Origin of the sequence: Rhizobium sp. C104 (genome assembly GCF_022354505.1) — a bacterium.
In the GTDB taxonomy this organism is placed as follows: Bacteria; Pseudomonadota; Alphaproteobacteria; order Rhizobiales; family Rhizobiaceae; genus Rhizobium; species Rhizobium redzepovicii.
Window position 1 is genome coordinate 146,888 of sequence record NZ_CP092350.1, and the last position, 25,714, is coordinate 172,601.

At 62.7% G+C, this 25,714-nt stretch carries 21 protein-coding genes; 9 read left to right on the top strand and 12 right to left on the bottom strand.

From position 1 onward, the window contains the following. The 4 genes from MF410_RS25145 to mmsB all read left to right on the top strand — a co-directional run bounded on the left by MF410_RS25145 (position 1) and on the right by mmsB (position 4,434). On the top strand, positions 1-888 hold the full coding sequence (locus MF410_RS25145; RefSeq protein WP_003553893.1) for a branched-chain amino acid ABC transporter permease: 888 nt from the start codon (positions 1-3) through the stop codon (positions 886-888). Between the two features lies 1 nt (position 889). Next, entirely contained in the window at positions 890-1,879 is a 990-nt protein-coding gene (locus tag MF410_RS25150) for a branched-chain amino acid ABC transporter permease (RefSeq protein ID WP_131710857.1), read from the top strand. Positions 1,880-1,947: 68 nt separating this feature from the next. Beyond that, complete coding sequence (locus MF410_RS25155) at positions 1,948-3,543, top strand: GMC family oxidoreductase N-terminal domain-containing protein (protein WP_183778057.1); 1,596 nt, start codon at positions 1,948-1,950, stop codon at positions 3,541-3,543. Between the two features lie 9 nt (positions 3,544-3,552). Then, positions 3,553-4,434 carry a 3-hydroxyisobutyrate dehydrogenase gene (mmsB, locus tag MF410_RS25160; protein WP_183778059.1) on the top strand — a complete coding sequence of 294 codons (882 nt, stop codon included), beginning with the start codon at positions 3,553-3,555 and terminating at the stop codon, positions 4,432-4,434. 7 nt (positions 4,435-4,441) lie between these two features. On the opposite strand, the gene MF410_RS25165 is transcribed toward mmsB, so the two are convergent. The 9 genes from MF410_RS25165 to MF410_RS25205 all read right to left on the bottom strand — a co-directional run bounded on the left by MF410_RS25165 (position 4,442) and on the right by MF410_RS25205 (position 13,339). Further along, positions 4,442-5,221: an ATP-binding cassette domain-containing protein gene (locus tag MF410_RS25165; RefSeq protein WP_183778061.1), complete on the bottom strand. Its 780-nt coding sequence runs from the start codon at positions 5,219-5,221 to the stop codon at positions 4,442-4,444. A 97-nt stretch (positions 5,222-5,318) separates the two neighbouring features. Next, a complete protein-coding gene (locus tag MF410_RS25170; protein WP_183778069.1) occupies positions 5,319-6,077 on the bottom strand; it encodes a fumarylacetoacetate hydrolase family protein in 759 nt (252 codons plus the stop codon). An 89-nt stretch (positions 6,078-6,166) separates the two neighbouring features. Then, the gene (locus MF410_RS25175) at positions 6,167-7,546 is read right to left on the bottom strand and encodes an FGGY-family carbohydrate kinase (RefSeq protein WP_183778070.1); all 1,380 of its coding nucleotides are present in this window, start codon (positions 7,544-7,546) and stop codon (positions 6,167-6,169) included. Beyond that, positions 7,543-7,863 carry an L-rhamnose mutarotase gene (gene rhaM, locus MF410_RS25180; protein ID WP_097628956.1) on the bottom strand — a complete coding sequence of 107 codons (321 nt, stop codon included), beginning with the start codon at positions 7,861-7,863 and terminating at the stop codon, positions 7,543-7,545. Before rhaM ends, MF410_RS25175 begins: the two co-directional genes overlap by 4 nt. Beyond that, positions 7,860-8,867: an ABC transporter permease gene (locus MF410_RS25185; RefSeq protein ID WP_097628957.1), complete on the bottom strand. Its 1,008-nt coding sequence runs from the start codon at positions 8,865-8,867 to the stop codon at positions 7,860-7,862. Before MF410_RS25185 ends, rhaM begins: the two co-directional genes overlap by 4 nt. Continuing rightward, positions 8,864-9,865, bottom strand: coding sequence for an ABC transporter permease (locus MF410_RS25190; RefSeq protein ID WP_097628958.1), 1,002 nt, complete (start codon positions 9,863-9,865; stop codon positions 8,864-8,866). Before MF410_RS25190 ends, MF410_RS25185 begins: the two co-directional genes overlap by 4 nt. A 9-nt stretch (positions 9,866-9,874) precedes the next feature. After that, on the bottom strand, positions 9,875-11,410 hold the full coding sequence (locus MF410_RS25195) for a sugar ABC transporter ATP-binding protein (protein WP_183778072.1): 1,536 nt from the start codon (positions 11,408-11,410) through the stop codon (positions 9,875-9,877). 72 nt (positions 11,411-11,482) lie between these two features. Then, a complete protein-coding gene (rhaS, locus tag MF410_RS25200) occupies positions 11,483-12,478 on the bottom strand; it encodes a rhamnose ABC transporter substrate-binding protein (RefSeq protein WP_183778074.1) in 996 nt (331 codons plus the stop codon). 48 nt (positions 12,479-12,526) lie between these two features. Next, the gene (locus MF410_RS25205; protein ID WP_097628961.1) at positions 12,527-13,339 is read right to left on the bottom strand and encodes a DeoR/GlpR family DNA-binding transcription regulator; all 813 of its coding nucleotides are present in this window, start codon (positions 13,337-13,339) and stop codon (positions 12,527-12,529) included. A 197-nt stretch (positions 13,340-13,536) separates the two neighbouring features. Between MF410_RS25205 and MF410_RS25210 the strand changes: the two genes are divergently transcribed. Together MF410_RS25210 and rhaI are read left to right on the top strand one after the other, a co-directional pair. After that, positions 13,537-15,633 carry a bifunctional rhamnulose-1-phosphate aldolase/short-chain dehydrogenase gene (locus MF410_RS25210; RefSeq protein WP_183854567.1) on the top strand — a complete coding sequence of 699 codons (2,097 nt, stop codon included), beginning with the start codon at positions 13,537-13,539 and terminating at the stop codon, positions 15,631-15,633. A gap of 212 nt (positions 15,634-15,845) precedes the next feature. After that, positions 15,846-17,138 (top strand): L-rhamnose catabolism isomerase, encoded by a 1,293-nt coding sequence (rhaI, locus tag MF410_RS25215; RefSeq protein WP_222148569.1) that lies wholly within the window; start codon positions 15,846-15,848, stop codon positions 17,136-17,138. Between the two features lie 48 nt (positions 17,139-17,186). Here rhaI and MF410_RS25220 read toward each other — a convergent pair whose 3' ends face one another. Continuing rightward, complete coding sequence (locus tag MF410_RS25220) at positions 17,187-17,645, bottom strand: carboxymuconolactone decarboxylase family protein (RefSeq protein WP_037074429.1); 459 nt, start codon at positions 17,643-17,645, stop codon at positions 17,187-17,189. Between the two features lie 127 nt (positions 17,646-17,772). Here MF410_RS25220 and MF410_RS25225 point away from each other — a divergent pair, with 127 nt between their 5' ends. Together MF410_RS25225 and MF410_RS25230 are read left to right on the top strand one after the other, a co-directional pair. Then, positions 17,773-18,642 (top strand): sigma-70 family RNA polymerase sigma factor, encoded by an 870-nt coding sequence (locus MF410_RS25225; protein WP_183778080.1) that lies wholly within the window; start codon positions 17,773-17,775, stop codon positions 18,640-18,642. A gap of 165 nt (positions 18,643-18,807) precedes the next feature. Continuing rightward, positions 18,808-20,022, top strand: coding sequence for an amidohydrolase/deacetylase family metallohydrolase (locus MF410_RS25230; protein WP_183778082.1), 1,215 nt, complete (start codon positions 18,808-18,810; stop codon positions 20,020-20,022). Between the two features lie 38 nt (positions 20,023-20,060). Here MF410_RS25230 and MF410_RS25235 read toward each other — a convergent pair whose 3' ends face one another. Beyond that, entirely contained in the window at positions 20,061-20,900 is an 840-nt protein-coding gene (locus MF410_RS25235) for an IclR family transcriptional regulator (RefSeq protein ID WP_131710852.1), read from the bottom strand. Between the two features lie 205 nt (positions 20,901-21,105). On the opposite strand from MF410_RS25235, the gene MF410_RS25240 reads away from it, so the two are divergent. Next, a complete protein-coding gene (locus tag MF410_RS25240) occupies positions 21,106-21,963 on the top strand; it encodes an SDR family oxidoreductase (RefSeq protein ID WP_097629066.1) in 858 nt (285 codons plus the stop codon). Between the two features lie 91 nt (positions 21,964-22,054). Here MF410_RS25240 and MF410_RS25245 read toward each other — a convergent pair whose 3' ends face one another. Continuing rightward, positions 22,055-25,666 carry a hydantoinase B/oxoprolinase family protein gene (locus tag MF410_RS25245; RefSeq protein WP_239620602.1) on the bottom strand — a complete coding sequence of 1,204 codons (3,612 nt, stop codon included), beginning with the start codon at positions 25,664-25,666 and terminating at the stop codon, positions 22,055-22,057. Positions 25,667-25,714 lie beyond the last annotated feature (48 nt).

The following is a 25,714-nucleotide window of genomic DNA, read 5'->3' on the forward strand; positions in this document are numbered from 1 at the left end:
ATGACGATGATCTTCGGCATTCCCCTGCAGGCGCTGCTCGGCCAGCTGCTGATCGGCCTGATCAACGGCTCGTTCTACGCGCTGCTCAGCCTTGGCCTCGCCATCATTTTCGGCCTGCTCAGGGTGATCAATTTCGCCCATGGCGCGCAATATATGCTCGGCGCCTTCGTCGCATATCTGCTGCTCACCTATGCGGGCATCGGCTATTGGCCGTCGCTGATCCTGGCGCCCGTCATTGTCGGCCTTGCCGGGGCGATCATCGAGCGGCTGTTCCTGCGCCGGCTCTACGATCTCGATCCTCTCTATGGCCTGCTCTTCACCTTCGGGCTGGCGCTGGCGGTCGAAGGCACGTTCCGTTATCTCTACGGCTCCTCCGGCCAGCCCTATGCGACGCCGGCAGCACTGGCCGGCGGGGCCAATCTCGGCTTCATGTTCCTGCCGATCTATCGCGGCTGGGTGGTCGTGGTCTCGCTTGTCGTCTGCCTCGGCACATGGCTGCTGATCGAGAAGACCAAGCTCGGTGCCTATCTCCGGGCCGCCACCGAAAACGCGGTGCTGGTGCAAGTCTTCGGCGTCAACGTGCCGGTGCTGCTGACGCTGACCTACGCGCTCGGCGCCGGTCTTGCCGCCTTTGCCGGCGTGCTGGCGGCGCCGATCTACCAGGTCTCGCCGCTGATGGGCTCGAACATGATCATCGTCGTCTTCGCCGTGGTCGTCGTCGGCGGCATGGGATCGATCATGGGCGCGATCATCACCGGTTATGTGCTCGGCATCGCCGAGGGCCTGACCAAGGTCTTCTATCCCGAGGCTTCAAACATCGTGATCTTCGTCATCATGGCGATCGTGCTTCTCATCAGGCCCGCGGGCCTCTTCGGCCGGGATGCTTGACATGGCTGACATCACCGACACCATTCGAACGGAAAGAAGCCGGACCGCCCTTTCGGTCCAGGCGGGCTTCCTCGCCATCGGGCTGCTGCTGCTGCTTCTGGCGCCGTTCTTCTTCTATCCGATCTTCCTGATGAAGCTGCTGTGCTTCGCGCTGTTTGCCTGCGCCTTCAACCTGCTGCTCGGCTATACCGGCCTGCTGTCCTTCGGTCATGCCACCTTCTTCGGCGGGGCGGCCTATTTCACCGCCTATACAGTGAAGGCATGGGGCCTGCCGCCGGAACTCGGAATCCTGATCGGCGTGGCGGGTGCGGCGTTCCTCGGGTTGGTGATGGGCTTCTTCGCCATCCGCCGCCAAGGCATCTACTTCGCGATGATCACGCTGGCGCTGTCGCAGATGTTCTTCTTCTTCTGCCTGCAAGCGAAGTTTACCGAAGGCGAGGACGGCATCCAGTCGGTGCCGCGCGGCCATCTCTTCGGCTTCATCGATCTGAACAGTTCCACCAACATGTATTATTTCGTGCTTGGTGTGTTCATCGTCGGTGTGCTGATCATCTGGCGTTTCATCAACTCGCCCTTCGGCATGATCCTCAAATCGATCCGTGAGAACGAAAACCGGGCGATCTCGCTCGGTTATTCCGTGGCGCGTTACAAGCTCGGCGCCTTCGTCATGTCGGCAGCGCTTGCGGGGCTGGCGGGCGCGGTGAAATCGATCGTCTTCCAATTCGCGACCCTGACCGACGTCGCCTGGCAGATGTCGGGCGAGGTGATCCTGATGACACTGCTCGGCGGCATCGGCACGCTGATCGGCCCGCTCTTCGGCGCCGGGCTGGTGGTGGCGCTGGAAAATTACCTCGCCACCTCGGAATTCCCGGTGACGATCATCACCGGCATCGTCTTCATGATCTGCGTGCTGATCTTCCGCCGCGGCATCATCGGCGAATTCTACGCTTCGCGGCTGGGGCGGAAGCTGGGCTTCGTCTATCGCCGCTGAACGGGCGGACCTCTTCCCGTCCGCGGGGAGGGGAAGCGGCAAGCATCTGGAGTTCGTGCAGGGCACACATGGATCGTTACGACTATATCATCATCGGGGCGGGCAGTGCCGGCTGCGTGCTGGCCAACCGGCTGTCGGCCGATGGCCGGAGCCGGGTGCTGCTGCTTGAAGCCGGGGGCAGCGACAATTACCATTGGATCCACATCCCGGTCGGTTATCTCTATTGCATCAACAATCCGCGCACCGACTGGTGTTTCACCACCGCGCCGGAAGCCGGATTGAACGGCCGGGCGCTGAGCTACCCCCGCGGCAAGGTGCTCGGCGGCTGCTCGTCGATCAACGGCATGATCTATATGCGCGGCCAGGCGCGCGATTACGATCTCTGGCTGCAGATGGGCTGCAGCGGCTGGGGCTGGGACGATGTCCTGCCCTTCTTCCGCAAGTCCGAGGATTTTTATCGCGGCGAAGACGAGATGCACGGCGCCGGCGGCGAATGGCGCATCGAGAGAGCGCGGGTGCGCTGGGCGGTGCTCGATGCCTTTCAGCAGGCGGCGAGAGAAGCCGGCATTCCGGAGACGGCGGATTTCAACCGCGGCAGCAACGAGGGTTCCGGCTATTTCGACGTCAACCAACGTTCCGGCATTCGCTGGAACACCTCCAAAGCCTTCCTGCGCCCGGCGCGCAAGCGCTCCAACCTGAGCGTTCTGACCAAGGCGCAGGTCCGGCGGCTGCTGGTCGAGGAGGGGGCCGTCGCCGGTGTCGAATTCCAGCACGATGGCGTGGCGAAACGTGCCTATGCGGGCAAGGAAACCATCCTTTCGGCCGGGTCGATCGGTTCGCCGCATATTCTGGAGCTCTCAGGGATCGGCAGGGGCGAGGTTCTCCAGCGGGCGGGCGTCGATGTCATCACCGAGGTGAAGGGCATTGGCGAGAACCTGCAGGACCATCTGCAACTGCGGCTCGCCTATAAGGTGACCGGCGTTCCGACACTGAACGAGAAGGCGACGAAGCTGATCGGCAAGGCGGCGATCGGGCTCGAATATCTCGTCCGCCGCTCCGGGCCGATGGCGATGGCGCCGAGCCAGCTCGGCATCTTCACCCGCTCGGGCCCGGACCGGGAAACGCCCGACCTGCAATATCACGTACAGCCGGTCTCGCTGGAGAAGTTCGGCGATCCCGTCCATCCGTTCCCGGCGATCACGGCCAGCGTCTGCAATCTGAGGCCGGAAAGCCGGGGCTCGGTACACCTGTCGAGCCCGGATTTTGCCGCGCAGCCGACGATCAGCCCAAGGTACCTCTCGACGCAGCGCGATCGTGACATAGCTGTCCGTTCGATACGGTTGACGCGCAGGATCGTCGCGCAGCCTTCCTTCGCGAGGTTCCGGCCGGAGGAATTCAAGCCCGGTCCCGCCTATCAGACCGAAGTCGATCTGGAGCGGGCGGCGGGCGATATCGGCACGACGATCTTCCATCCCGTCGGCACCTGCCGCATGGGCGCCGACAGGGACAGCGTCGTCGATCCGCGGCTGAGGTTCCGGGCGCTCGGCAAGCTCAGGATCGCCGATGCCTCGGTGATGCCGTCGATCACCTCGGGCAATACCAATTCGCCGACGATCATGATCGCCGAAAAGGCAGCGGCGATGATCCTCGAAGACAATCGATAGGAGAAGACCATGGCAAGGATCGCATTCATCGGGCTTGGCAACATGGGCGGGCCGATGGCGGCCAATCTCGTCAAATCGGGTCACGAGGTCCTCGGCTTCGATCTCGCGGCCTCGGTGCTGAAGGCGGCTGAGGCGGGCGGCGTCAAGCCGGCAAGCCATGCCAGCCAGGCGGTCAAGGACGCGGAGATCGTCATCACGATGCTGCCGCAGGGCAGGCACGTGCTGACGGCCTGGACCGATATCCTGCAGGCCACGGCGCAGGGCACGCTTGTCATCGATTGCTCCACCATCGACGTCGACAGCAGCCGCAAGGCGCATGAGATGGCCAAGGCCGCAAGCTGCCTGTCGCTCGACGCGCCCGTCTCCGGCGGCACCGGCGGGGCGAGCGCCGGCACCCTGACCTTCATGGCGGGCGGCTCGGACGAGGCCTTCGCCAGGGCGAAACCCATTCTCGAGGCGATGGGCAAGAAGATCGTCCATTGCGGCGAGGCCGGTGCCGGCCAGGCGGCAAAGATCTGCAACAACATGATCCTCGGCATCTCGATGGTCGGCGTATGCGAGGCCTTCGTGCTCGCCGAAAAACTCGGCCTCTCGCATCAAGCGCTGTTCGACGTCGCCTCGACTTCATCCGGCCAGTGCTGGTCGATCAATACCTATTGCCCGGTGCCCGGGCCGGTGCCGACCTCGCCGGCCAACAACGACTACAAGCCGGGTTTTGCCGCGGCACTGATGCTGAAGGATCTGAGACTGTCGCAGGAGGCAGCGCTGGCGAGCGGCGCGTCAACGCCGATGGGTGCCGAAGCGGCCCAGCTTTTTGCGCTCTTCGAAAAGCAGGGTAACGGCGGACGGGATTTCTCCGCCATCATCGAGATGTTTCGGGAAAAGCCGTAAACGAAACCTACAGGAGATAGCTGACCGGCTCGTTTCGAACCGGATGGGGAAAGACGCCCATGCCGACGCCGAAAATCGAGTGCAGCTTGTCAGCCTGCATGATCTCGCCAGGCGTGCCTTCGGCGGTGATCTGGCCGCGGTTGAGCGCGACGATCGCGTCGCAATAGCGTGCGGCGAGGTTGATATCGTGCAGCACGATGATAACGGTCAGCCCGCGTTCGTGGCTGAGCTCCTGCACCAATGAGAGGACGCTTGCCTGATGGGCAAGGTCGAGCGCGGAGGTGGGCTCGTCGAGCAGCAGGCAGCGGGCGTCCTGGGCGAGCATCATGGCGATCCAGGCGCGCTGACGCTCGCCGCCGGACATGTTGGCGACGAGACGGTCGGCAAAATTCTCGAGCTCGGTACGGACGATCGCGTCCTCGACCTTGTTACGATCGGTGGCGGTGAAGCGGCCGAGCGTGCCGTGCCAGGGAAAACGGCCAAGCGCGATCAGTTCCCGCACGGTCATCCCATCGGTTGCCGGCGTGAATTGCGGCATGTAGGCGATATGCCGGGCAAACTCGCGGGCGCCCCAATCACCGGCCGGCTTGCCGCCGAAGGCGATGGCGCCGGATTTCGGCGCGACCTGGCGGGCGATGATCTTCAAAAGCGTGCTTTTGCCGGAGCCGTTCGGCCCCACCAGACCGTAGATACGGCCCTGCTCGAGCGTCAGGTCGATGCCACGCAGGATGGATTTCGGCCCGATGGCATATTCGATTCCCGACAGGGCAAGGAAAGGCGAAGGCATGGTCTGCTCCGGGTTCGGTGTCGCACGGGTTCGGGGAGGGCGAACTCTCCCTTTCCTTGCAAAACTAAACCGGAATTGTCAACTTACGCTTCGGACATTAACCCTTCGACACGGAGAAGTGCAGTTTGCTGTCCCCGAACAGGATGTCGATCTCGCCAGGTTCGGTCAGTTCGATCGCGCCGCTCAACGTACCTGTGGTGATCAGCGCGCCTGCCTTCAGCGATGTCTCGGGGCGCAGACCGTCATTGGCGTAATCGACCAGCCAGGTGAGAACGTCACCCTTCGGATGCTGGGCCGGACCGTCATAGATCGTGCGGCCGCCATGGGTGACCTTGAGCGGCGTGCCGACGGCGGTATCGACGGCGCTTTTGTCGAGCTGCGGGCCGAGGACGTAGCCGCTGTTGCCGAGGCGGTCTGATGTAAACAGCAGAAAGGAGACGCTGCCGCCTTCCTTGACGGCGCTGACCAGCAGCTCGGCGCCGAGATGGACAGCGGAGATCGCCTCGACCGTGTCGGCGCGGCTATAGGGAGTGCCGGTGCGGATCGGCAGATCCTTGCCAAGGCGCACGGCGATCTCGGTTTCGAATTTCATGCCCGGATACCAGGGGATGCTGGCGCTCGAGGCGGCCTCGGCATAGGGATGCAGCGGTGCGGTGACCGCCTGGCCCTGCGGCGAGACCGTCACCTTCCAGGCATTGCTGGAGATGTCGTCGGCGGAAGTCAGGAAATTCTGCGCCTCCATCGCCTGATGCAGATCGGCCGGCAGCGTGAAAGTGCCGGTTTCCTCCTGCCTGCCGGCCTGGCGCAGGCTATGAAGCCGGGCCGCGAGCCCGCGCGGATCGAATGTCTCTGTCATGCTGTCTCCTCGAATTGATTTTCGAGGGGCACACTAACCGCAAGGCAGGGGGGAGCAAGGACGTTGTTGAGCCGTATTTGGAAAAGCTCTTATTCCATCGCCGCGTACCAGCGATCGCGATAGGCGGCCAGCTCCGCGATCTCGGCAGGCGGAACACGCGTTTCGGCGCCGGATACCGGCCGGATGCCGGTGAGAAGGGCGGCACCCTGGCTGGTGCCGGTCGAGCCGGGAAGGGCGAGGACCTCGCGGCCGGCAAGCGCCGCAAGCAGCTTCAGATAGGTCTCGTTGAGCGCAAAGGGACCCTCGACGATAACCGGGCCTTTGGCGCCGATCAGTCCGAGACAGGCATCGGTCATCAAAGCGAGATAGAGGCAAGCGGCGGCGTGGCGCTCCTCGCGGCTCGCTCCTTCGGCGCCGATCCAGCGGCTTGCCTTGCCGGGAAAAGGTCCGGAGCCGGGGGCCATGTTAGGCAGCAGCATCACGCCCTTTTCGATGGCTGGGCCGATCGCCGCCTGGGCGGCCTTTTCACCGACGGGACCGATCTCGGCCGAAAGGATTTCGAACTCCCGCCCGCCCATGAAACGCGAGGAGGGGACGGCCCGGCCATAGGCATCGACATTGGCGAGCGCATCGCGTTTGGCATCGAGGTGATCGAGATCGCCGCCGACGCCGAAATTGATGACCCAGGTGCCGGTGGAGACGACGGCGAAGGGGGCTTCCCGATGGACCAGATGCGGCAGCAGCGAGGCGTTGGAATCGTGAATGCCGCAATAAACCCGCACCGGCGCGGCAAGCCCGAGCTCTTCGGCGATCCCGGGCAGGACCGGGCCGAGCGCATCGAAGGCGGAGCGGATCGGCGCCATCAGCGCGCGGATGCCGAGCCTGTCGACGAGCGACGAATAGTCTGATGTTTTCGGGTTCCAGAGGTCGGTGTGGCAGCCGAGCGAGGTCAGCTCGTTGGCGGCGACACCGGTCAGCCGCGCCGTCCAATATTGCGCATAGGTGAGAATAGTCGCGACCTTGGCGAATGCCTCGGGGAAGGCGCTCTTCTGGTAGTGCAGCTGTGCGCCGACATTGAGGCCCATCGTAAGCCGCGGCGAGAAGGTTTCGTCGAAGGCGGGACGCAAGGCCGTATAGGCATCGCGGATTTCCTCGGGGTATTCATGTTCGTAGTCGATCACAGGCATGGCGAGTTCACCGTGCCGATCGAGCAGGGCGGCTGCGGCGCCGTGGGTGGTGATCGAAATGGCGTCGAAGCCCGGTTCCCTCGCCAGGCGCTTCAACGCATCGAGCGCGAAGGACCAGAGCGCCTCTATGTCGTAATGCGGGTAGGGGCCGGTCTTTATCGTAACGTTCGGCCGTTTCAGCACGGCGATCTCGGCGCCCGTCCCGCTGTCGAGCACGACAACCTTGGCATTGGTCTTGCCGATGTCGAGTACGGCGATGCGGCGATAGGAGGGAGCGGTCATGGCATATGGAAGAGGGTGACGAGGTCGCTTTGAACAGGCGAATTATCCGGATTTACAGCCATGATGTCGGCCATGTGTGCCCACCATTTCTTCATGACCGGATGTTCCGGCAGGCTCGCCATGGTGTGGTCGGCCGGCCGCGTCAACACGCCGAACAGGGTATTGGTCTGACGGTCGAGATGGATGGAATAGTCGCTGGCCCCCGACTGATGCAGGAGATCGACCAGTTCCGGCCAGATTTCGTCATGCCGCTTGCGGTATTCGGCTTCCATGCCGGGATTGAGCTGCATCTTGAAGGCGTGTTTTTCCAAAGTCATCGGGAACTCATGAGCTTGATGCGGCGGGCGATGATCGGGATGGCAATGGTGATGATGAGGAGCAGGCCGATGAAGATCGACATGACGATGCCGGGCACGTTCAGCAGGCCGAGGCCGAAGGTGACGAGGCCCATGACGAAGGCGGCGATGACGACGCCGCCGATCGTGCCGGAGCCGCCGAGGATCGAGATGCCGCCGAGCACGACCATGGTGACAACCTCGAGCTCCCAGCCTTGCGCGATCGACGGCCGGGTCGAGCCGAGGCGCGAGGTCAGACAGACGGCGGCGATGCCGCTCATGATGCCGGTCAGCAGGAAGAGGATGAATTTGACGCGCTCGACCGGGATGCCGGAGAAGCGGGCGGCAAAGTCGTTATTGCCGATCGCATAGACCTGCCGGCCGAAATTCGTCGCATGCAGCAGAATGGCGAAGGCGATCGCCAGCACGATGAACAGCACGAATTCGAAGGAGAATACCCAGACGACATAACCCTGGCCGAAATAGGCGAAGTCGGCGGGATATTTGCCATAGGCCTGATCGCCGAGCACGATATAGGAAATGCCGCGGAAAAGACTCATCGTACCGATGGTGACGACGATTGACGGCAGTTTCAGCACCGAGACCAGGACGCCGTTGAAGGTGCCACAGACAAGGCCGGTGCCGATGCCGATCAGCACCAGGCCCGGCGTGCCGATGCCGAACTGGGCTGCCGCCCCCATCGCCGTCGAAGCGAGCGCGATGATCGCAGCGACCGACAGGTCGATTTCGCCCGAGATGACGAGCAGCGCCATGGCGAAGGCGATCATCGCCTTTTCCGTGAAGTTGAAGGTGGCGTCCGAGAGGTTCCAGGCATCGAGGAAATAGGGCGAGGCCAGGGAATTGAAGATGAAGATCAGGACGGCGACGCCAAAGAGCAGCACTTCCCAGCTGGCGACGATGCGCCGCAACGGCGTGCCGAGGCGATCGGGGATGACCCGCTTTTCGGGTGTGGACACGGTGCTCATGCTGCGGCCCCCGTTCTGATCTCGGCTGCGGCGCGGTCGCGCAGGATGATGCGGCCCCGGTTGCGTTCACGCCGGGCGTTGAAGGCGACGGCGAGAATGATGACGGTTCCGGAGATCGCCATCTGGGTGAAGGGTGAAATGCCGATCACCGGCAGCGCATTCTTGATGACGCCGAGGAAGAGCGCGCCGAGCACAGTGCCGGCGACCGAGCCGACGCCGCCGGCAATCGATATGCCGCCGATGACGCAGGCAGCCACGCTGTCGAGCTCGAAGCCGTTGGCGATATCGACATAGGCGACGGCATAACGCGATACCCAGAGATAGCTCGAAAGCCCGGCGAGCGCCCCTGACAGAACGAAGGCGAGGAATTTTGTCCAGCCCGTATCGATGCCGGCATAGACGGCGGCGGTCGGATTGCCGCCGGTCGCATAGGCCGAGCGGCCGAACTGGGTATATCGAAGCAGCACATACATCAGCAGCACGATGATAATGCCGACCCAGCCGAGCACGGGCAGACCGAGGATCGGCGTGCGCGGCACGGACAGGAAGATCGGCGTCATCTGGTGGGCGTTGACCCAGGCTCCGCCCGAGAGCACGAAGGCCATACCGCGATAGATGGTGAGCGTGCCGAGGGTGACGACGATCGGCGGGATTTCCAGCGCCCAGACGAGAAAGCCGTTGATCGCGCCGAGACAGGCGCCGATGACGATAGCCATCAGGATCAGCACGACGAGCGGCAGATCGGGATGGGCGGCATTCATCATCGCGATCGCCATGCCGGTAAAGGCGAGATTGGCGGCGACCGACAGGTCGATCGATTTCGTCAGGATGACCGTCATCTGCGCCAGCGCCAGGATGATCAGGATCGAGGTGTCGTTGAAGATCCCGGCGAGATTGTCCGGTGTGGCGAAATCGGCTGCCCGCGTCGAAAAGATCGCGATCATCACGACGATGATGAGGAACAGCAGGGTTTCGCGTTTTCTGATCAGTCTTGCCATACTTCTACCTCATGCATTGCCGGTGGCGGCGCGCACCAGCGCTTCCGGCGACAGTTCGGCCCGCTCGAAAATTCCGGCGGCGAGCCCTTCCTTCATCACCAGAACCCGGTCCGACATGCCGATGATCTCGGGCAGTTCGGAAGAGACCATGATGATCGACAGGCCCTCGGCGGCAAGTTCGCTGATAAAGCCGTGCACGGCCGCCTTCGAGCCGATGTCGATGCCCTTTGTGGGTTCGTCGAGAATGATCACCTTCGGCGACGTCGCCAGCCATTTGCCGATGACGACTTTCTGCTGGTTGCCGCCCGACAGCGTGCCGACCGGCACGGAAAGCGCGGCGGCGCGCAGATCCAGCCGCTCGGCATATTTGCGCGCAAGCGCGAATTCTTCCGCCGCTCTCAGAAAGCCGCGGCGCGAGGTGCGGGTGAGCGAGGGCAGCGTCATGTTCTGGAAGATCGGCATCGGCAGTGCCAGCCCGTGCCGGCCGCGTTCTTCCGGCACATAGACGATGCCGGCGCGGATCGCATCCTGTGGCGAATGGATGGTGATCTCGCGGCCTTCGAGCATCATCGTGCCGCAGAGCGGCCGGGTGATGCCGAAGAGGGATTGGGAGAGTTCCGAGCGGCCGGCGCCGATCAGCCCGTAAATGCCGAGAATCTCGCCCTTGCGCAGGGTGAAGGAAATGTCGCGGAATTCGGTGCGGTGGCTGTAGTTGCGGATTTCCAGCACCGGGCCGCCAATGGCGACATTGATCTTCGGGAAAGCGTTCTCGACGTCGCGGCCGACCATCATGCGGACGATCTCGTCCTGCGGCGTGTCCTTGAGCCGGCCCTGGCCGATGGCGCGGCCGTCGCGGAAGACGACGAAATCGTCGGCGATTTCGTAAACCTCATCGAACTTGTGGCTGATGAAGAGGATCGCCTTGCCCTGTTCCTTCAGGCCCCGGACAATGCGGAAGAGATCGTCGATTTCCTTGCGGGAAAGGGCGGCCGTCGGCTCGTCCATAATGACGATGCGGGCCTCGATCGACAGAGCGCGGGCGATCGCCACCAGATGGCGCTGCGCAATGGAGAGGTCCTTGAGCCGGATGGTCGGATCGATATTGCTTTCGAGCGCGGTCAGCAGCGTCTTCGAGCGGTTGTTCATCGCCTGCCAGTCGATGGTGCGCAGGCGCGTGCGCGGCGCATGGCCGAGGAAGATGTTTTCGGCAACCGTCAGCTCGTCAAAAAGCACGGTTTCCTGATGGATGGCGGTGACGCCGGCATCGATTGCCGCCTGGGCGCTGGCAAAACTCGTCGGCCGGCCGTCGACCAGGATCTCGCCTTCGTTCGGCCGGTAGATGCCGGTCAGGATCTTGACGAGCGTCGATTTGCCGGCACCGTTTTCGCCGATCAGCGCCGTCACCGTGCCGGGATGAAGGGCGATGCTGACATTGTCGAGCGCTTTCACGCCCGGAAAGATCTGGGAGATGCCGCGCATTTCCAGAATGGCGGGCGCATCGCCGGTTTTGCTGTCCGTGACGGTTTGTTGAAAGGCGGCGTTCATCAGATTTCTACCAAATGTCGAAAGGGAAATCCCGGCGGCAAGGCCGCCGGGATCTTATTCGTCGGCTGTGGATCAGAAGACCTTGGAGAACTGGTCGATGTTCGCAGCATTGTAGACGAAGGGATCGGCCATAGCGGCTTCGCCGTTGTCGCCGATCTTGATCTTGCCCATGCGGCCGGCTTCGATTTCGCTGCCCGGCTTGCCATCGGCATCACCCTTTGCCAGGTGATAGGCGATCTGGGTTGCGGAGTAGCCGAGGTCGATCGGGTTCCAGATGGCGAATTCCTTGGTGGCGCCCGACTTGATCGCGCCGGCCATTTCGGACGGCAGGCCGAGGCCGGTGACGTAGACCTTGCCGACGAGACCCTTGTCTTCGACGACCTTGGAAGCGGCGAGAACGCCGACCGTCGTCGGAGCGACGATGACCTTGACGTTCGGGTTCGACTTCAAGAGGCCTTCGGCTTCACGATAGGACTTGTCCGAGAGGTCGTCGCCGTAAACCGTGGTGACGAGGTTGAGACCCGGGAAATCCTTGAGCTGCTTCTTCATCTGGTCGATCCAGATGTTCTGGTTGGTCGAGGTGGTGGTTGCCGACAGGATGGCGAAGTCACCCTTGCCGCCGTCGAGATGGTCCTTGACGAGCGTCAGGCACATCTTGCCGATCAGCTCGTTGGACGAAGGGTTGAGCTGCAGGATACGGCCTTCCGGCGCAACGCCCGAATCCCAGGAGATGACCTTGATGCCGCGCTGGGTCGCCTTCTTCAGTGCGGGGACAAGTGCATCCGGATCGTTGGCCGAGACGGCGATGGCGTCGACGCCCTGGGCGATCAGCGAGTTGATGACTTCGATCTGGCCTTCGGCCGTCGTCGAGGTCGGGCCGGTGTAGATCACTTCTACGCCGCCGAGTTCCTTGGCGGCTTCCTGGGCGCCCTTGTTGGCGGCGTCGAAGAAGCCGTTGCCGAGCGATTTGACGACGAGGCCGATCTTGATGTCCTTGGCGCTGGCAGTGCCGGCCATCATAGCGACGGCAAGCGCTGCGCCGAGCGCCAGTGTCTTTGCGAATTTCATGTCACTTTCCTCCCATTAAGATTTAGACTTCCACACCTCGGCGGCGCCTCATGCGACCGACGAGGAATCCTCCTTCGCAAGCTGCGCCACCGGGGTCGCGACAACCAGCCGGACACCGGCATTCTCGACCATGCGAGCTGCCTCTTCCGAAATCCCGTCATCGGTGATGATCGCAGAGACGCGGTCGAGCGCGCAGAGAATGAGGCTCGACCGGCGATTGAATTTGCTTGAATCGACCATGACGACGAGTTCGTCGGCCTGGTGCATCAGCTTCTGCTCGCTCTGAATGATGAGGGCGTCCGCCTCCATGATGCCGAGCGGGCCGACGCCCTGGGCGCCGATGAACATGCGTCGCGCATAAAAATTGCGGATCGCGTCATTGTCGAAAGGCGACAGGATGAGGCTCTGCTCGCGATAGATCGCGCCGCCCGGCACCGTCACCGTGTTTTTGGAATGTTTGACCAGATGTTCGGCGATGGCAAAAGAATTGGTCATCACCTGCAGGCGATGGCCGGCCATGTAATGCACCATCTGGAAGGTTGTCGTGCCGCCGTTGATGATGATGGCATCGCCCGCTTCGCAGAGATCGACAGCTGCGCGGGCAATTGCACGTTTTTTATCGATGTTGACTGATTCTGAAACCCGGAAGGGCCGGCCGGCGAGATTGCCGAGCTGCGGCGGATGCACCGCTTCGGCGCCGCCGCGGACGCGACGGATCTTGCCCTGCACATGAAGAGCCGCAATGTCGCGCCGGATCGTCGCTTCGGAAGCTTCCGTCAGCTCGGCAATGTCCTGGATCGTCACCACCGACTTTTCCTGAACAGCGCTTAAGATGATGCGATGGCGTTCGCGTTCGTGCATTGGGCTCCTCCTCTTGTCACATTTATTTCGCATCCCTTAATGACTGTCAATCACAAACGATCATAAATTTTCATATTGCGATGCAGCATAATCGAATATGATCGTTTTCGATTGACAAGCACACTTTTGATGCGCGATACCGTGAGCGAAAGGGCGCGCTGATCGCGGCCCCTGACAAGCCTATATGGGAGGATGATATGGCGGCGAACGTCCGGCTTCTGGATAACCGGTGGGATGATGCATATGCGGCAGGCCTCGATGAGCCCGGCAAGCTGCTCTATCGCTCCAACCTGCTCGGCGCCGACAAGCGCATCACCAATTACGGCGGCGGCAACACCTCGGCGAAGGTGATGGAGACCGATCCGCTGACCAGCGGCACGGTCAAGGTGCTCTGGGTCAAGGGCTCCGGCGGCGATGTCGGCACCATCAAGCTCGACGGCTTTGCCACACTCTACCAGGACAAGCTGGAAGCGCTGAAATCAATCTATAAGGGCGTCGAAGACGAGGACCGCATGGTCGGCTTCCTGCCGCATTGTACCTTCAACCTCAATGCCCGCGCCGCTTCGATCGACACGCCGCTGCACGGCTTCGTGCCGTTCACCCATGTTGATCACATGCATCCCGACGCCATCATCGCCATTGCCGCATCGAAGAATTCCAAAGAGCTGACGCAGCAGATCTTCGGCGCCGAGATTGGCTGGCTGCCCTGGCGCCGTCCGGGCTTCCAGCTCGGCCTCGATCTCGAAGCCTTCGTCAAGGCGAACCCGAATGCCAAGGGCGTCGTGCTCGAAAGCCACGGCCTCTTTACCTGGGCTGATGATGCCAAGGCCTGCTACGAGCTGACGCTCGATATCATCAACAAGGCGATCGTCTGGTTTGCCGAAAAGACTGAAGGCAAGACGATTTTCGGCGGTGCCGTCGCTGAGAGTTTGCCGGTTGCCGAACGCCGCGCCATCGCTGCCCGGCTGATGCCTGAGATTCGCGGCCGCATCGGCAAGCAGGAGCGCAAGCTCGGTCATTTCGACGATCAGGACGCCGTGCTCGAATTCGTCAATTCGAAGGATTTGCGCCCGCTCGGCGCGCTCGGCACCAGCTGCCCCGATCATTTCCTGCGCACCAAGATCCGCCCGCTGATCGTCGATTTCGATCCCGCCAAGCCGGATGTCGACGCGATCGTTGCCGGCCTCGACCAGGCGCTGGAGGATTACCGCGCCGATTACGCCCGCTATTACAACGACTGCAAGCATGACAATTCGCCCGCCATGCGCGACGCCAATCCGGTCATCTTCCTCGTTCCCGGCGTCGGCATGCTGTCCTTCGCCCGCGACAAGGCGACGGCGCGCATCGCCAGCGAATTCTATGTCAACGCCATCAACGTCATGCGCGGCGCTTCGACGGTCTCGGAATATCAGGGCCTGCCGGAGCAGGAAGCCTTCGATATCGAATACTGGCTTCTCGAAGAGGCCAAGCTGCAGCGCATGCCGAAGCCGAAGAGCCTCGCCGGCCGAGTGGCCTTCGTCACCGGCGGCGCCGGCGGCATCGGCCGGGCGACCGCTGCGCGCCTCGTCGGCGAGGGCGCCTGCGTGGTGCTTGCCGATATCGACCAGGCGGCGCTTGAGGGCACCGAGGCCGATTTCGTCAAGAAGTTTGGCGCCGACGCGGTGCGCAGCGTCCGGCTTGACGTCACCAAGGAAGATGCGGTGATCGCCTCCTTTGCGGAAGCCTCGGTCGAATTCGGCGGCATCGATATCCTCGTCTCGAATGCTGGCATTGCCTCCTCCGCGCCGATCGAAGCCACCGAGCTTGCGACGTGGAACCGCAATATCGATATTCTGGCGACCGGCTATTTCCTGGTTTCGCGCGAAGCCTTCCGCCTGTTCCGCCGTCAGGCGCTCGGCGGCAACATCGTCTTCGTCGCCTCGAAAAACGGTCTCGCCGCTTCGCCGAATGCCGCTGCCTATTGCACCGCAAAGGCCGCCGAGATCCATCTCGCCCGCTGCCTGGCGCTGGAAGGTGCCGATGCCGGCATCCGCGTCAACACGGTCAACCCGGATGCGGTGCTGCGCGGTTCGAAGATCTGGAGCGGCGAATGGCGCGAGCAGCGCGCCGCCTCCTCGAAGATCGAGGTGGATGATCTCGAGGAACATTACCGCAAGCGTTCGATGCTGAAACTCAACGTGTTTCCGGAGGATATCGCCGAGGCGATCTATTTCCTGGCATCGGACCTTTCGGCAAAATCGACCGGCAATATCATCAACGTCGATGCCGGCAACGTGCAGAGCTTTACGCGGTAATTTTGATCGGCGGCGGATGCGTCTGCCCCTCACCCTAACCCTCTCCCCGTCGTGACGGGGAGAGGGACTTGCCCAACGAAATGTTGGAGTGGGACGGAGACGATGCGCCACACCCCTTCTCCCCGTCTGAACGGGGAGAAGGTGCGGGCAGGCGGATGAGGGGCGGCCCAACGGCGGTCCCAATGTAGAAATTGCATCAGTGGGAGGAAAGAATGGCCGAGTTCAGGATCGCGCAGGATCTCATCGCGACGGATAACGACAAGCGGGCGACCGCACTGAAAGCCGATTACGAGGCGCTGGGTGCGAACCTTGACCGCCGCGGCGTCGATATCGAGGCAATCACCCGCAAGGTCGCGGAATTTTTCGTCGCCGTTCCCTCTTGGGGTGTCGGCACCGGCGGCACGCGTTTTGCCCGCTTTCCCGGCACGGGCGAGCCGCGCGGCATCTTCGACAAGCTCGACGATTGCGCCGTCATCAATCAGTTGACGCAGGCGACACCGAATGTCTCATTGCATATTCCCTGGGACAAGGCGGATGCCAAGGAATTGAGGGCCAGGGGCGATGCGCTCGGCCTCGGTTTCGATGCGATGAATTCGAACACTTTCTCTGATGGGCCGGGACAAGCCCATTCCTACAAATACGGCTCGCTCAGCCACACCGACGCGGCGACGCGGGCACAGGCGGTCGAGCACAATCTCGAATGCATCGAGATCGGCAAGGCACTCGGGTCGAAGGCGCTGACCGTCTGGATCGGCGACGGCTCGAACTTCCCCGGCCAGAGCAATTTCACCAAGGCGTTCGAGCGTTACCTCGCCTCGATGGCTGACATTTACCAGGCGCTGCCCGACGATTGGAAGCTGTTCACCGAGCACAAGATGTACGAGCCGGCCTTCTATTCGACGATCGTGCAGGATTGGGGCACCAACTATCTGATCGCCCAGACGCTCGGTCCCAAGGCTCATTGCCTCGTCGATCTCGGCCATCATGCGCCGAACACCAATATCGAGATGATCGTCGCCCGGCTGATCCAGTTCGGCAAGCTCGGCGGCTTCCACTTCAACGATTCGAAATATGGCGACGACGATCTCGATGCCGGCGCGATCGATCCCTATCGGCTGTTTCTCGTCTTCAACGAGTTGGTCGATGCCGAGCAGCGTGGGGTCAACGACTTCAACCCGGCCCATATGATCGACCAGTCGCATAATGTCACCGACCCGATTGAGAGCCTGATCAACAGCGCCAACGAAATCCGCCGCGCCTACGCGCAGGCGCTGCTCGTCGACCGCAAGGCGCTGTCCGGCTATCAGGACGACAATGACGCGTTGATGGCGTCGGAAACGCTGAAGCGCGCCTATCGCGCCGATGTCGAGCCGATCCTCGCCGAAGCCCGGCGCAGGTCCGGCGGCGCGATCGACCCGATCGCGGCCTATCGCGCCAGCGGCTACCGCAAGAAGGTTGCGGCCGAGCGCCCGGCTTCGGTTGCTGGCGGCGGCGGTATCATCTGAACTTCAGTCGCCGGCAGCGTAGGGGTGATTCGCTGCCGGCAACCGCATCTACGGCTTCCAGGCGCCGGCGATCTGCCGTGTGGCGATGTTCAGCCGATTCCAGACATTGATATTGGCGATGGCGATGACGAGGGCCGCGAGGCTCTTGCCGTCATAGTGCCGGGTCGCCTCGTCCCAGATCTCGTCGGGCACGGGGTCGGAACGGTCGCTGGTGCGGGTCACGGCCTCGGTCAGCGCAAGGGCTGCCCGCTCGGCACCGCTGAAATAGGGCGTGTCGCGCCAGGCGCTGACGGCAAAAAGCCTTTCATCGGTCTCGCCGAGCTTCTTGGCGATGCGCGGATGACCGTCGATGCAGACGCTGCAGCCGTTGATCTGGCTGGCGCGCAGATTGACGAGTTCCAGCAGCTTCGGCGAAAGGCCAGCCTCGGCCGGCACCTTCGCAAGCGCCGTCAGCGCCTGCATGGCGGCGGGAAGCACCAGGGCGGGATTTCCCATTCTCTCCTGCATGACCAATTTTTCCTGCATGATATGTCTCCTCGATGCATTTTGCTCTTCGACGATCCGCCGGCGCTGTCACACCGGCCGGGTTTCATTCGTCATGGGCTTGACGGAACGCAGCGAAGGAATGTGACGGATGAACGAGAAAAAATGGCTGGCCGATCAATTCGAGGCGAACCGGGCGCATCTGCGGGCGGCGGCCTATCGCATGCTCGGCTCGCGCAGCGAGGCTGAAGACGCCGTCCAGGAGGCCTGGCTGCGGCTCAACCGCGCGGATACGACCGACGTCGGCAATCTCGGCGGCTGGTTGACGACAGTTGTGGCGCGCATCTGTCTCGACATGCTGCGTGCGCGCAAGACCCGGCGGGAGGAGCCGCTGGAGATGCCGGTTCATGCCGCGATCGCCGATCCGGCAAACGATCCGGAGCGCGATGCGGCCTTCGCCGAATCGGTCGGCGTGGCCTTGCTCGTCGTGCTGCAGACGCTGGCGCCGGCCGAGCGTGTCGCCTTCGTGCTGCATGACATGTTCGATCTGCCTTTTGACGAGATCGCGCCGATCATCGGCCGCACGTCCGCCGCCGCCCGGCAGCTCGCAAGCCGCGCCCGCCGCCGAGTGCAGGGCACGGAAGAGGCGCCCGATGTCGATCTCGGCCACAAGCGGACGATCGCGGAAGCCTTCCTGACGGCATCGCGCAACGGTGATCTCGAGGCGTTGCTTGCCGTGCTTGCCCCCGATGTCGTCTTCCGGCCGGATGCGACGGCAGCGCGATTCGGTCCATTTGGCGGAAGGCGCGGCGCGTCCGAGGTCGCAGAGCTGTTCAAGGGCCGGGCACAGGCGGCGGAAGCCGCGCTCGTCGACGGCGAAGTCGGATTCATCGTCCGCATCAAGGACGAACTGCGCGTCGTCGTGACGCTGACCATCGCCGACGGGAGGGTGACGGTAATCGACGCCTTCGCAGATCCGGATTATCTCGAACACGTCAACTATTCCGTGCTTTCCAGCTGAAACAGACGGCGATCCGGTGCTCCTTCAGTAGGTGGATTTCAGATTGGCGCGCCTTCGCCAGCATTTTTCGCGGCCGTCCTCGTCGCGTCATTTTGCTTGACAGGCGCACCTCCAGCTTTATTCTATTATAAAGATTTATATAACATAACTGTGGAATGACGCGATATGAGCAAGTCCGGCGACCAGGCGAAAAAGCCGCTCCTTCTCACCAATGTGAAACCGATGGCTTTCGGTGCGGGGACTGCGGAAGGGGCGCTCGACATTCTCGTCGATCGCGACGGCAAAATCGCAAAGATCGGTCCGGCGCTCGCCGTTTCTGAGGATGTGACCCGCATCGACGGCAAGGGCGCCTTCGTCTCGCCGGGCTGGATCGACCTGCATGTGCATATCTGGCATGGGGGCACCGACATTTCCATTCGTCCCTCCGAATGCGGTCTCGAGCGCGGCGTCACGACGCTGGTCGATGCCGGTTCGGCTGGTGAGGCGAATTTCCATGGCTTCCGCGAATATATCATCGAGCCCTCGCGCGAGCGCATCAAGGCCTTCCTGAACCTCGGCTCGATCGGCCTTGTCGCCTGCAATCGCGTCGCCGAGCTCAGGGATATAAGAGATATCGATCTCGACCGGATCCTTGAAGTCTACGCCGAAAACAGCGAGCACATCGTCGGCATCAAGGTGCGCGCCAGCCATGTCATCACCGGCTCCTGGGGTGTCACCCCTGTCAAGCTCGGCAAGAAGATCGCCAAGATTCTGAAAGTGCCGATGATGGTGCATGTCGGCGAACCGCCGGCGCTCTATGACGAAGTGCTGGAGATCCTCGGTCCCGGCGATGTCGTCACCCACTGCTTCAACGGCAAGGCGGGTTCGAGCATCATGGAGGACGAGGATCTTTTCAATCTCGCCGAGCGCTGCGCCTCCGAGGGCATTCGCCTCGACATCGGCCACGGCGGCGCCTCCTTCTCCTTCAAGGTGGCGGAAGCGGCGATCGCGCGCGGGCTGCTGCCGTTCTCGATCTCGACCGACCTGCACGGCCATTCGATGAATTTTCCGGTCTGGGACCTGGCGACGACGATGTCGAAGCTGCTCAGCGTCGGCATGCCCTTCGACAAGGTGGTCGAGGCCGTCACCCATGCACCGGCCTCGGTCATCAAGCTGTCGATGGAGAACCGGCTTTTGGTCGGCGCGCAAGCCGAATTCACCATTTTCGACCTTGTCGATTGCGAACTCGAGGCGACGGATTCCAACGGCGACGTTTCGGTCCTCAGCAAGCTGTTCGAGCCGCGTTACGCGGTGATGGGCGCCGATGCCGTTGCAGCCAGCCGCTACGTGCCGCGGGCGCGCAAGCTGGTGCGCCACAGCCACGGTTATTCCTACCGTTAGGACCGGCCGTCGGCTTGGTTCGGCGACCGAGGAAAGCCTTAGCGGTTGCGCCAGCCCATCAGCTTTTCGATCCGCTCCGCCGAATTGCGTACATGCGCGGTATAGTGGTTCTCGTCGGAGAAGGCTTTCTGCTCCGGCAGCACGATGGAAATGGTGGCGACGCAGTGGCCATCGCGGTCGCAGATCGGCGAGGCGATGCAGGCAACCGCATAATCCGATTCCCCCGCCTGGATCGACAGGCGCGCCTCAAAGGCCTTGGCGGCGGCTTCCGACAGCGTGCTTGGATCGATCTCGGCGCGGCCGGTCGGAGACGAGCGGGCGCAGCGCTTGAACAGCTCGATGCGCTCCTCTTCCGGCAGATGGCCGACAAGCAGGCGGCCCGACGCCGTCCAGTTCAGCGGCACCCTTGTGCCGACGCGCGACGCCACCTGGAAGTGGCTCGGGCCATCGGCCATGGCAAGCACCAGCATATAATCACCGTCGCGGCCGCAGACCTGCACGGTTTCGCCGGCCTGGCGGCAGAGATCGTGCATTTCGTGGGTGGCGATGCTCATGAAATCCAGCGACCGGGCATAGGCGAGCCCGTAGTGATAAAGCCGTGCGCCGAGCCAGATGGAACCATCAGCCTGGCGTGTCAGCATGTTCTTCTCGACCAGATCGTCGACGATGACGTAGACGGTCGACAGCGGCGCCTTCACGGCCTTGGCGATGGCATAGACACCGGCAGGCGATCCCGTCTCATAGAGATGATCGATCACCTGAAGCGCCCGGTCGATACCGCTGACGCGCGCGCGCCGCGCGCCCTTGCCGGCGGCTTCCTCGGAATGGCCCTCGTCTTCGGCGTAAACTGCGGGTGATGTTTTTCCGTCCAATTCCATGCACCTCGTTAAAACTGCGATCATGTTACATTACTATGGCATAGCGGTCGCTGTGGCAAATCGCAACATTTTGTAGGTTGATCGTGCGGAGGAATGCGGCAGCGAGATTATTCTCTGTACGGTGTGCCCGCTCGGAAAGAACTCGATCAAAACCTTGGAACAACAAACCGCAGCCTGAGTTTGACCCTGAACCCAGGAGGTCATGATGACGAATTATCCGACGCCGCCGTTCCCATCCCAGAAACAGCCGATGCCCGGTTTTACCGCGCAGATGGACCCGGTTCCCGACCATGGCGAAAAAAGCTATCGCGGTTCCGAGCGGCTGAAGGGCAAGCGGGCGATCATCACCGGCGGCGATAGCGGCATCGGCCGGGCGGTGGCGATCGCCTATGCCAGGGAAGGCGCCGATATCGTAATTTCCTATCTCGACGAGGATGAGGATGCCGACGAGACGAAGCGGCTGGTCGAGGAGGCCGGTCGCAAGGCCGTGCTGGTCAGCGGCGATATCCAGGATCCGGCTCTGTGCCGGCAGATCGTCGAGACGGCGGTCAAGGAGCTCGGCGGTATCGACATTCTCGTCAACAATGCGGCCCATCAGGCGAGCTTCAAGAGCATCGACGAAATCAGCGACGAGGAGTGGGAACTGACCTTCAAGGTCAATATCCATGCGATGTTCTATCTGACCAAGGCGGCCGTTCCCCACATGAAGCCCGGCAGCTCAATCATCAACACCGCCTCGATCAACTCCGACAGTCCGAACCCGACACTGCTTGCCTATGCGACGACCAAGGGCGCGATCCAGAATTTCACCGCCGGCCTTGCCCAGCTTCTGGCCGAGAAGGGCATCCGCGCCAATGCCGTGGCGCCGGGGCCGATCTGGACGCCACTCATTCCCTCGACGCTGCCCGAGGAAAGCGTCAGCAATTTCGGCAAGCAGGTGCCGATGAAACGGCCCGGCCAGCCGGCGGAGCTGGCTACAGCCTATGTGATGCTGGCCGATCCCTTGTCGAGCTATGTCTCCGGCACGACAATCGCGGTCACTGGCGGCAAGCCGATCCTTTGACGCAAGTCGCCTGGGATTGGCGGTTCCGGGTTAAAGACATGCGTGAAACAAGGAGCTGAAGCGGGTCGATCAAAGTTTGACGTGACGCGTTTCAGTCCGGCTTGCCGTAGCCACCGCCGGTCGGCGTCGTGACGATCACGGCGTCGCCGGCGGCGAGCATTGTCTGGTCGCAGCCGTCAAGTCTTTCGACGGTGCCGTTCGCGCGGCGGATCTCGGTTTTTCCCAGCTGCCCGTCTTCTCCGCCGAAAAGGCCGAAAGGCCGGATCGTGCGATGCGAGGAGAGAATGCTGCAATCCATCATCTCCAGGAAGCGGATGGTGCGCTCGGTGCCGCCGCCGGAACTATACTGTCCCTTGCCGCCAGAACCGCGGCGGATGTGGAAATCTTCGAGCACGACGGGAAAGCGGAATTCTAGCACTTCGGGATCGGTCAGCCGCGAATTGGTCATATGCGCGTGCACGCCGTCGGCGCCGCTGAAGCCGGTGCCGTCGTTGAGCAGGCCGGCGGGGCCGCCGGCGCATATCGTCTCGTAATATTGATAGGCGGCGTTGCCGAAGGTCAGGTTGTTCATCGAGCCCTGGGCTGCCGCGAGCGTTCCGAGCGCTCCGAACAGCGCATTCGTCACATGCTGGCTGGTCTCGACATTGCCGGCGACGACGGCGGCCGGATAGGCTGGGCGAAGCATCGACCCGTCCGGCACGATGATCCGGATCGGCCGAAGGCAGCCGGCATTCATCGGGATCGGTTGCTCGACCATGACGCGGAAGACATAGAGCACGGCGGCGCGCGTCACCGGTTCCGGCGCATTGAAATTGGTCGGCTGTTGCGCGCTCGTGCCGGTGAAATCGACCATCGCCTCACGTGCCTGCCTGTCGACGGTGATCTTCACCTTGATGACGGCGCCCTGATCGGTGGGATAGGTGAATTCGCTGTCACTGAGGCGGGCGATCACCCGGCGGACGCTTTCTTCGGCATTGTCCTGCACATGGCCCATATAGGCTTCGACGACGTCGAGCCCAAAATGGGAAACCATCTTGCGCAACTCCTGCACGCCCTTTTCGTTGGCAGCGATCTGCGCCTTGACGTCGGCAAGGTTCTGAGCCGGATTGCGGGCGGGATAGGGATGGTCGGTCAGCATCGCCGCGAAGTCCGCTTCGCGGAAACGGCCTTTGTTGACCAGCAGGAAATTGTCGATCAGCACGCCTTCCTCGTCGACCTTCGTCGCTCGCGGCGTCATCGAACCCGGCGCCTTGCCGCCGATATCGGCATGATGGCCACGCGAGGCGACGTAAAACAGGATCACCTCTCCGGCATCGTCGAAAACAGGGGTGACGACGGTGATGTCGGGCAGATGCGTGCCGCCATTATAAGGCGCGTTGAGCGCGAAGACGTCGCCCGGATGGATGCGGCCTTCGTTGAGGCGGATGATGGTTTCGACCGAACGATCCATCGAGCCGAGATGCACCGGCATATGCGGCGCATTGGCGACGAGTGCGCCGGTGCGGTCGAAGACGGCGCAGGAGAAATCGAGCCGCTCCTTGATATTGACCGAATGCGCGGTGTTCTGCAGCGTCACGCCCATCTGCTCGGCGATCGCCATGAACAGATTGTTGAAGACTTCGAGCATGACCGGATCGGCATTGGTGCCGATCGCGGCATGGCGGGCAAGTGGGATCTCGCGGGTGAGGACGATATGATCGTGGCCGGTGAGCCGCGCCTGCCAGCCGGCTTCGACGACGATCGTCTGATGTGCTTCGATGACAAGGGCAGGCCCTCTGAGGATGGCGCCGGGCTTCAGCGCGTCGCGCTTGAAAATTCCGGCGTCCTGCCATGTTCCGCCGGAATAGAAGCGGGTCGTGCGCAGCGCTTCCGGCTCGAAGACTTTCGCCTCCCTATAAGCTTCCTCGATATCGGCGCCGCCGCCGATGCCCTCGACTTCGATGGAATCGACGACAGTGGGCCGGTCTTCGAAGATGAAGCCGAACTGTTTCTTATGGGCGATGGCAAAGGCCTGCACCATCTCCTCCTGTGGCCCGAAGGCGACGGGCAGGGCGGTGTCGGTGCCCTTATATTGCAGGTGCAGCCGGGTGACGACCTCCATGTCGGCGGCCTCGACGCCTTGCAGCGTCAACTCCTCGCGCACCTCCGCCTCCAACCCGGCCCTGATCTCGCCGATCGTCACCAACGCCGTAGCAAGTTCGGTCAGCACCGCGCGCTGGCGGGTGGCGCGGATATCGGCGAGGCCCATGCCATAGGCCGAAAGGATGCCGGAGAAGGGGTGGATCAGCACTCTTTTCATGCCGAGGCTATCGGCGACGAGGCAGGCATGCTGGCCGCCGGCGCCGCCGAAACAGGTGAGCGCATAGCCCGAAACGTCATAACCGCGCTGGACCGAGATCTTTTTGATGGCATTGGCCATGTTCTCGACAGCGATGGCGAGGAAACCGTCGGCGGCGTCCTCAGCCGTCCGACCGCCGCCGATCGTCTTTGCCATCTCGGCAAAGGCGGCGTGCACCGCCCCGGCATCGAGCGGCTGGTCCTGTCTCGGGCCGAAGATCGCCGGGAAGAATTCCGGGAGGAGCTTGCCGGTCATGATGTTGGCGTCGGTGACGGTGAGCGGGCCGCCGCGGCGATAGGATTTCGGGCCGGGCGTGGCGCCGGCTGATTCAGGGCCGACGCGGAAGCGCGAACCGTCAAAGCTCAGGATCGAACCGCCGCCGGCGGCCACCGTGTGGATCTTCATCATCGGCGCGCGCATGCGCACGCCGGCGACTTCGGTCTCGAAGGCGCGCTCCAGTTCACCGTCGTAATGCGACACATCCGTCGAGGTGCCGCCCATGTCGAAGCCGATCATCTGGCCGAAGCCGGCAATGCGCGACACCTCGACCGCGCCGACCACGCCGCCGGCGGGGCCTGAGAGGATCGCATCCTTACCCTGGAACAGATGCGCGTCGGTCAGCCCGCCGGAGGACTGCATGAACATCAGCTTCGGGCCTTGCCCCTCGACGGCGCCGAGTTCGGTGGCGACCTGATCGACATAGCGCCGGAGAACCGGGGACAGATAGGCGTCGACGACGGCAGTGTCGCCGCGGCCGACGAGCTTGATCAGCGGGGAAACGACGTGCGAGGGCGAGATTTGTGTGAAGCCGATCGCGCGCGCGATGGCGGCGGCCCGTTGCTCATGCTCGGGATAGCGGTAGGCGTGCACGAAGACGATGGCGACGGCGCGCAGGCCCTCGGCATAGGCGGCTTCGAGCGCCTGCCGCAGCCTGCCCTCGTCGAGCGGACGTTCCACCGTGCCGTCCGCCAGCACGCGCTCGTCGGCCTCGATGACGCCGGCATAGAGCAGTTCCGGCTTGACGATCTTCTTGGCGAAGATATCGGCGCGGGCCTGGTAGCCGATCTCCAGCGCATCGCGGAAACCTTTGGTCGTCACCAGGAGGGTCGGATCCCCCTTGCGTTCCAAGAGCGCATTGGTGGCGACCGTCGTTCCCATCTTCACCGCGCCGATGCGCTCGGAAGGGACAGGATCACCGGCTTTGAGCCCGAGCAGTTCGCGAATGCCGTGCACGGCCGGGTCGCGATAGGCTTCCGGATTTTCCGAAAGCAGCTTGTGGGCGATCAGCGCACCGTCGGGACGGCGTGCGACGATATCGGTGAAGGTGCCGCCGCGATCGATCCAGAAATCCCACTGTCCGCCCATCGTCCGGCCTCCTGTTGAACTGAAAATTTATTGACGATTTATGGATAA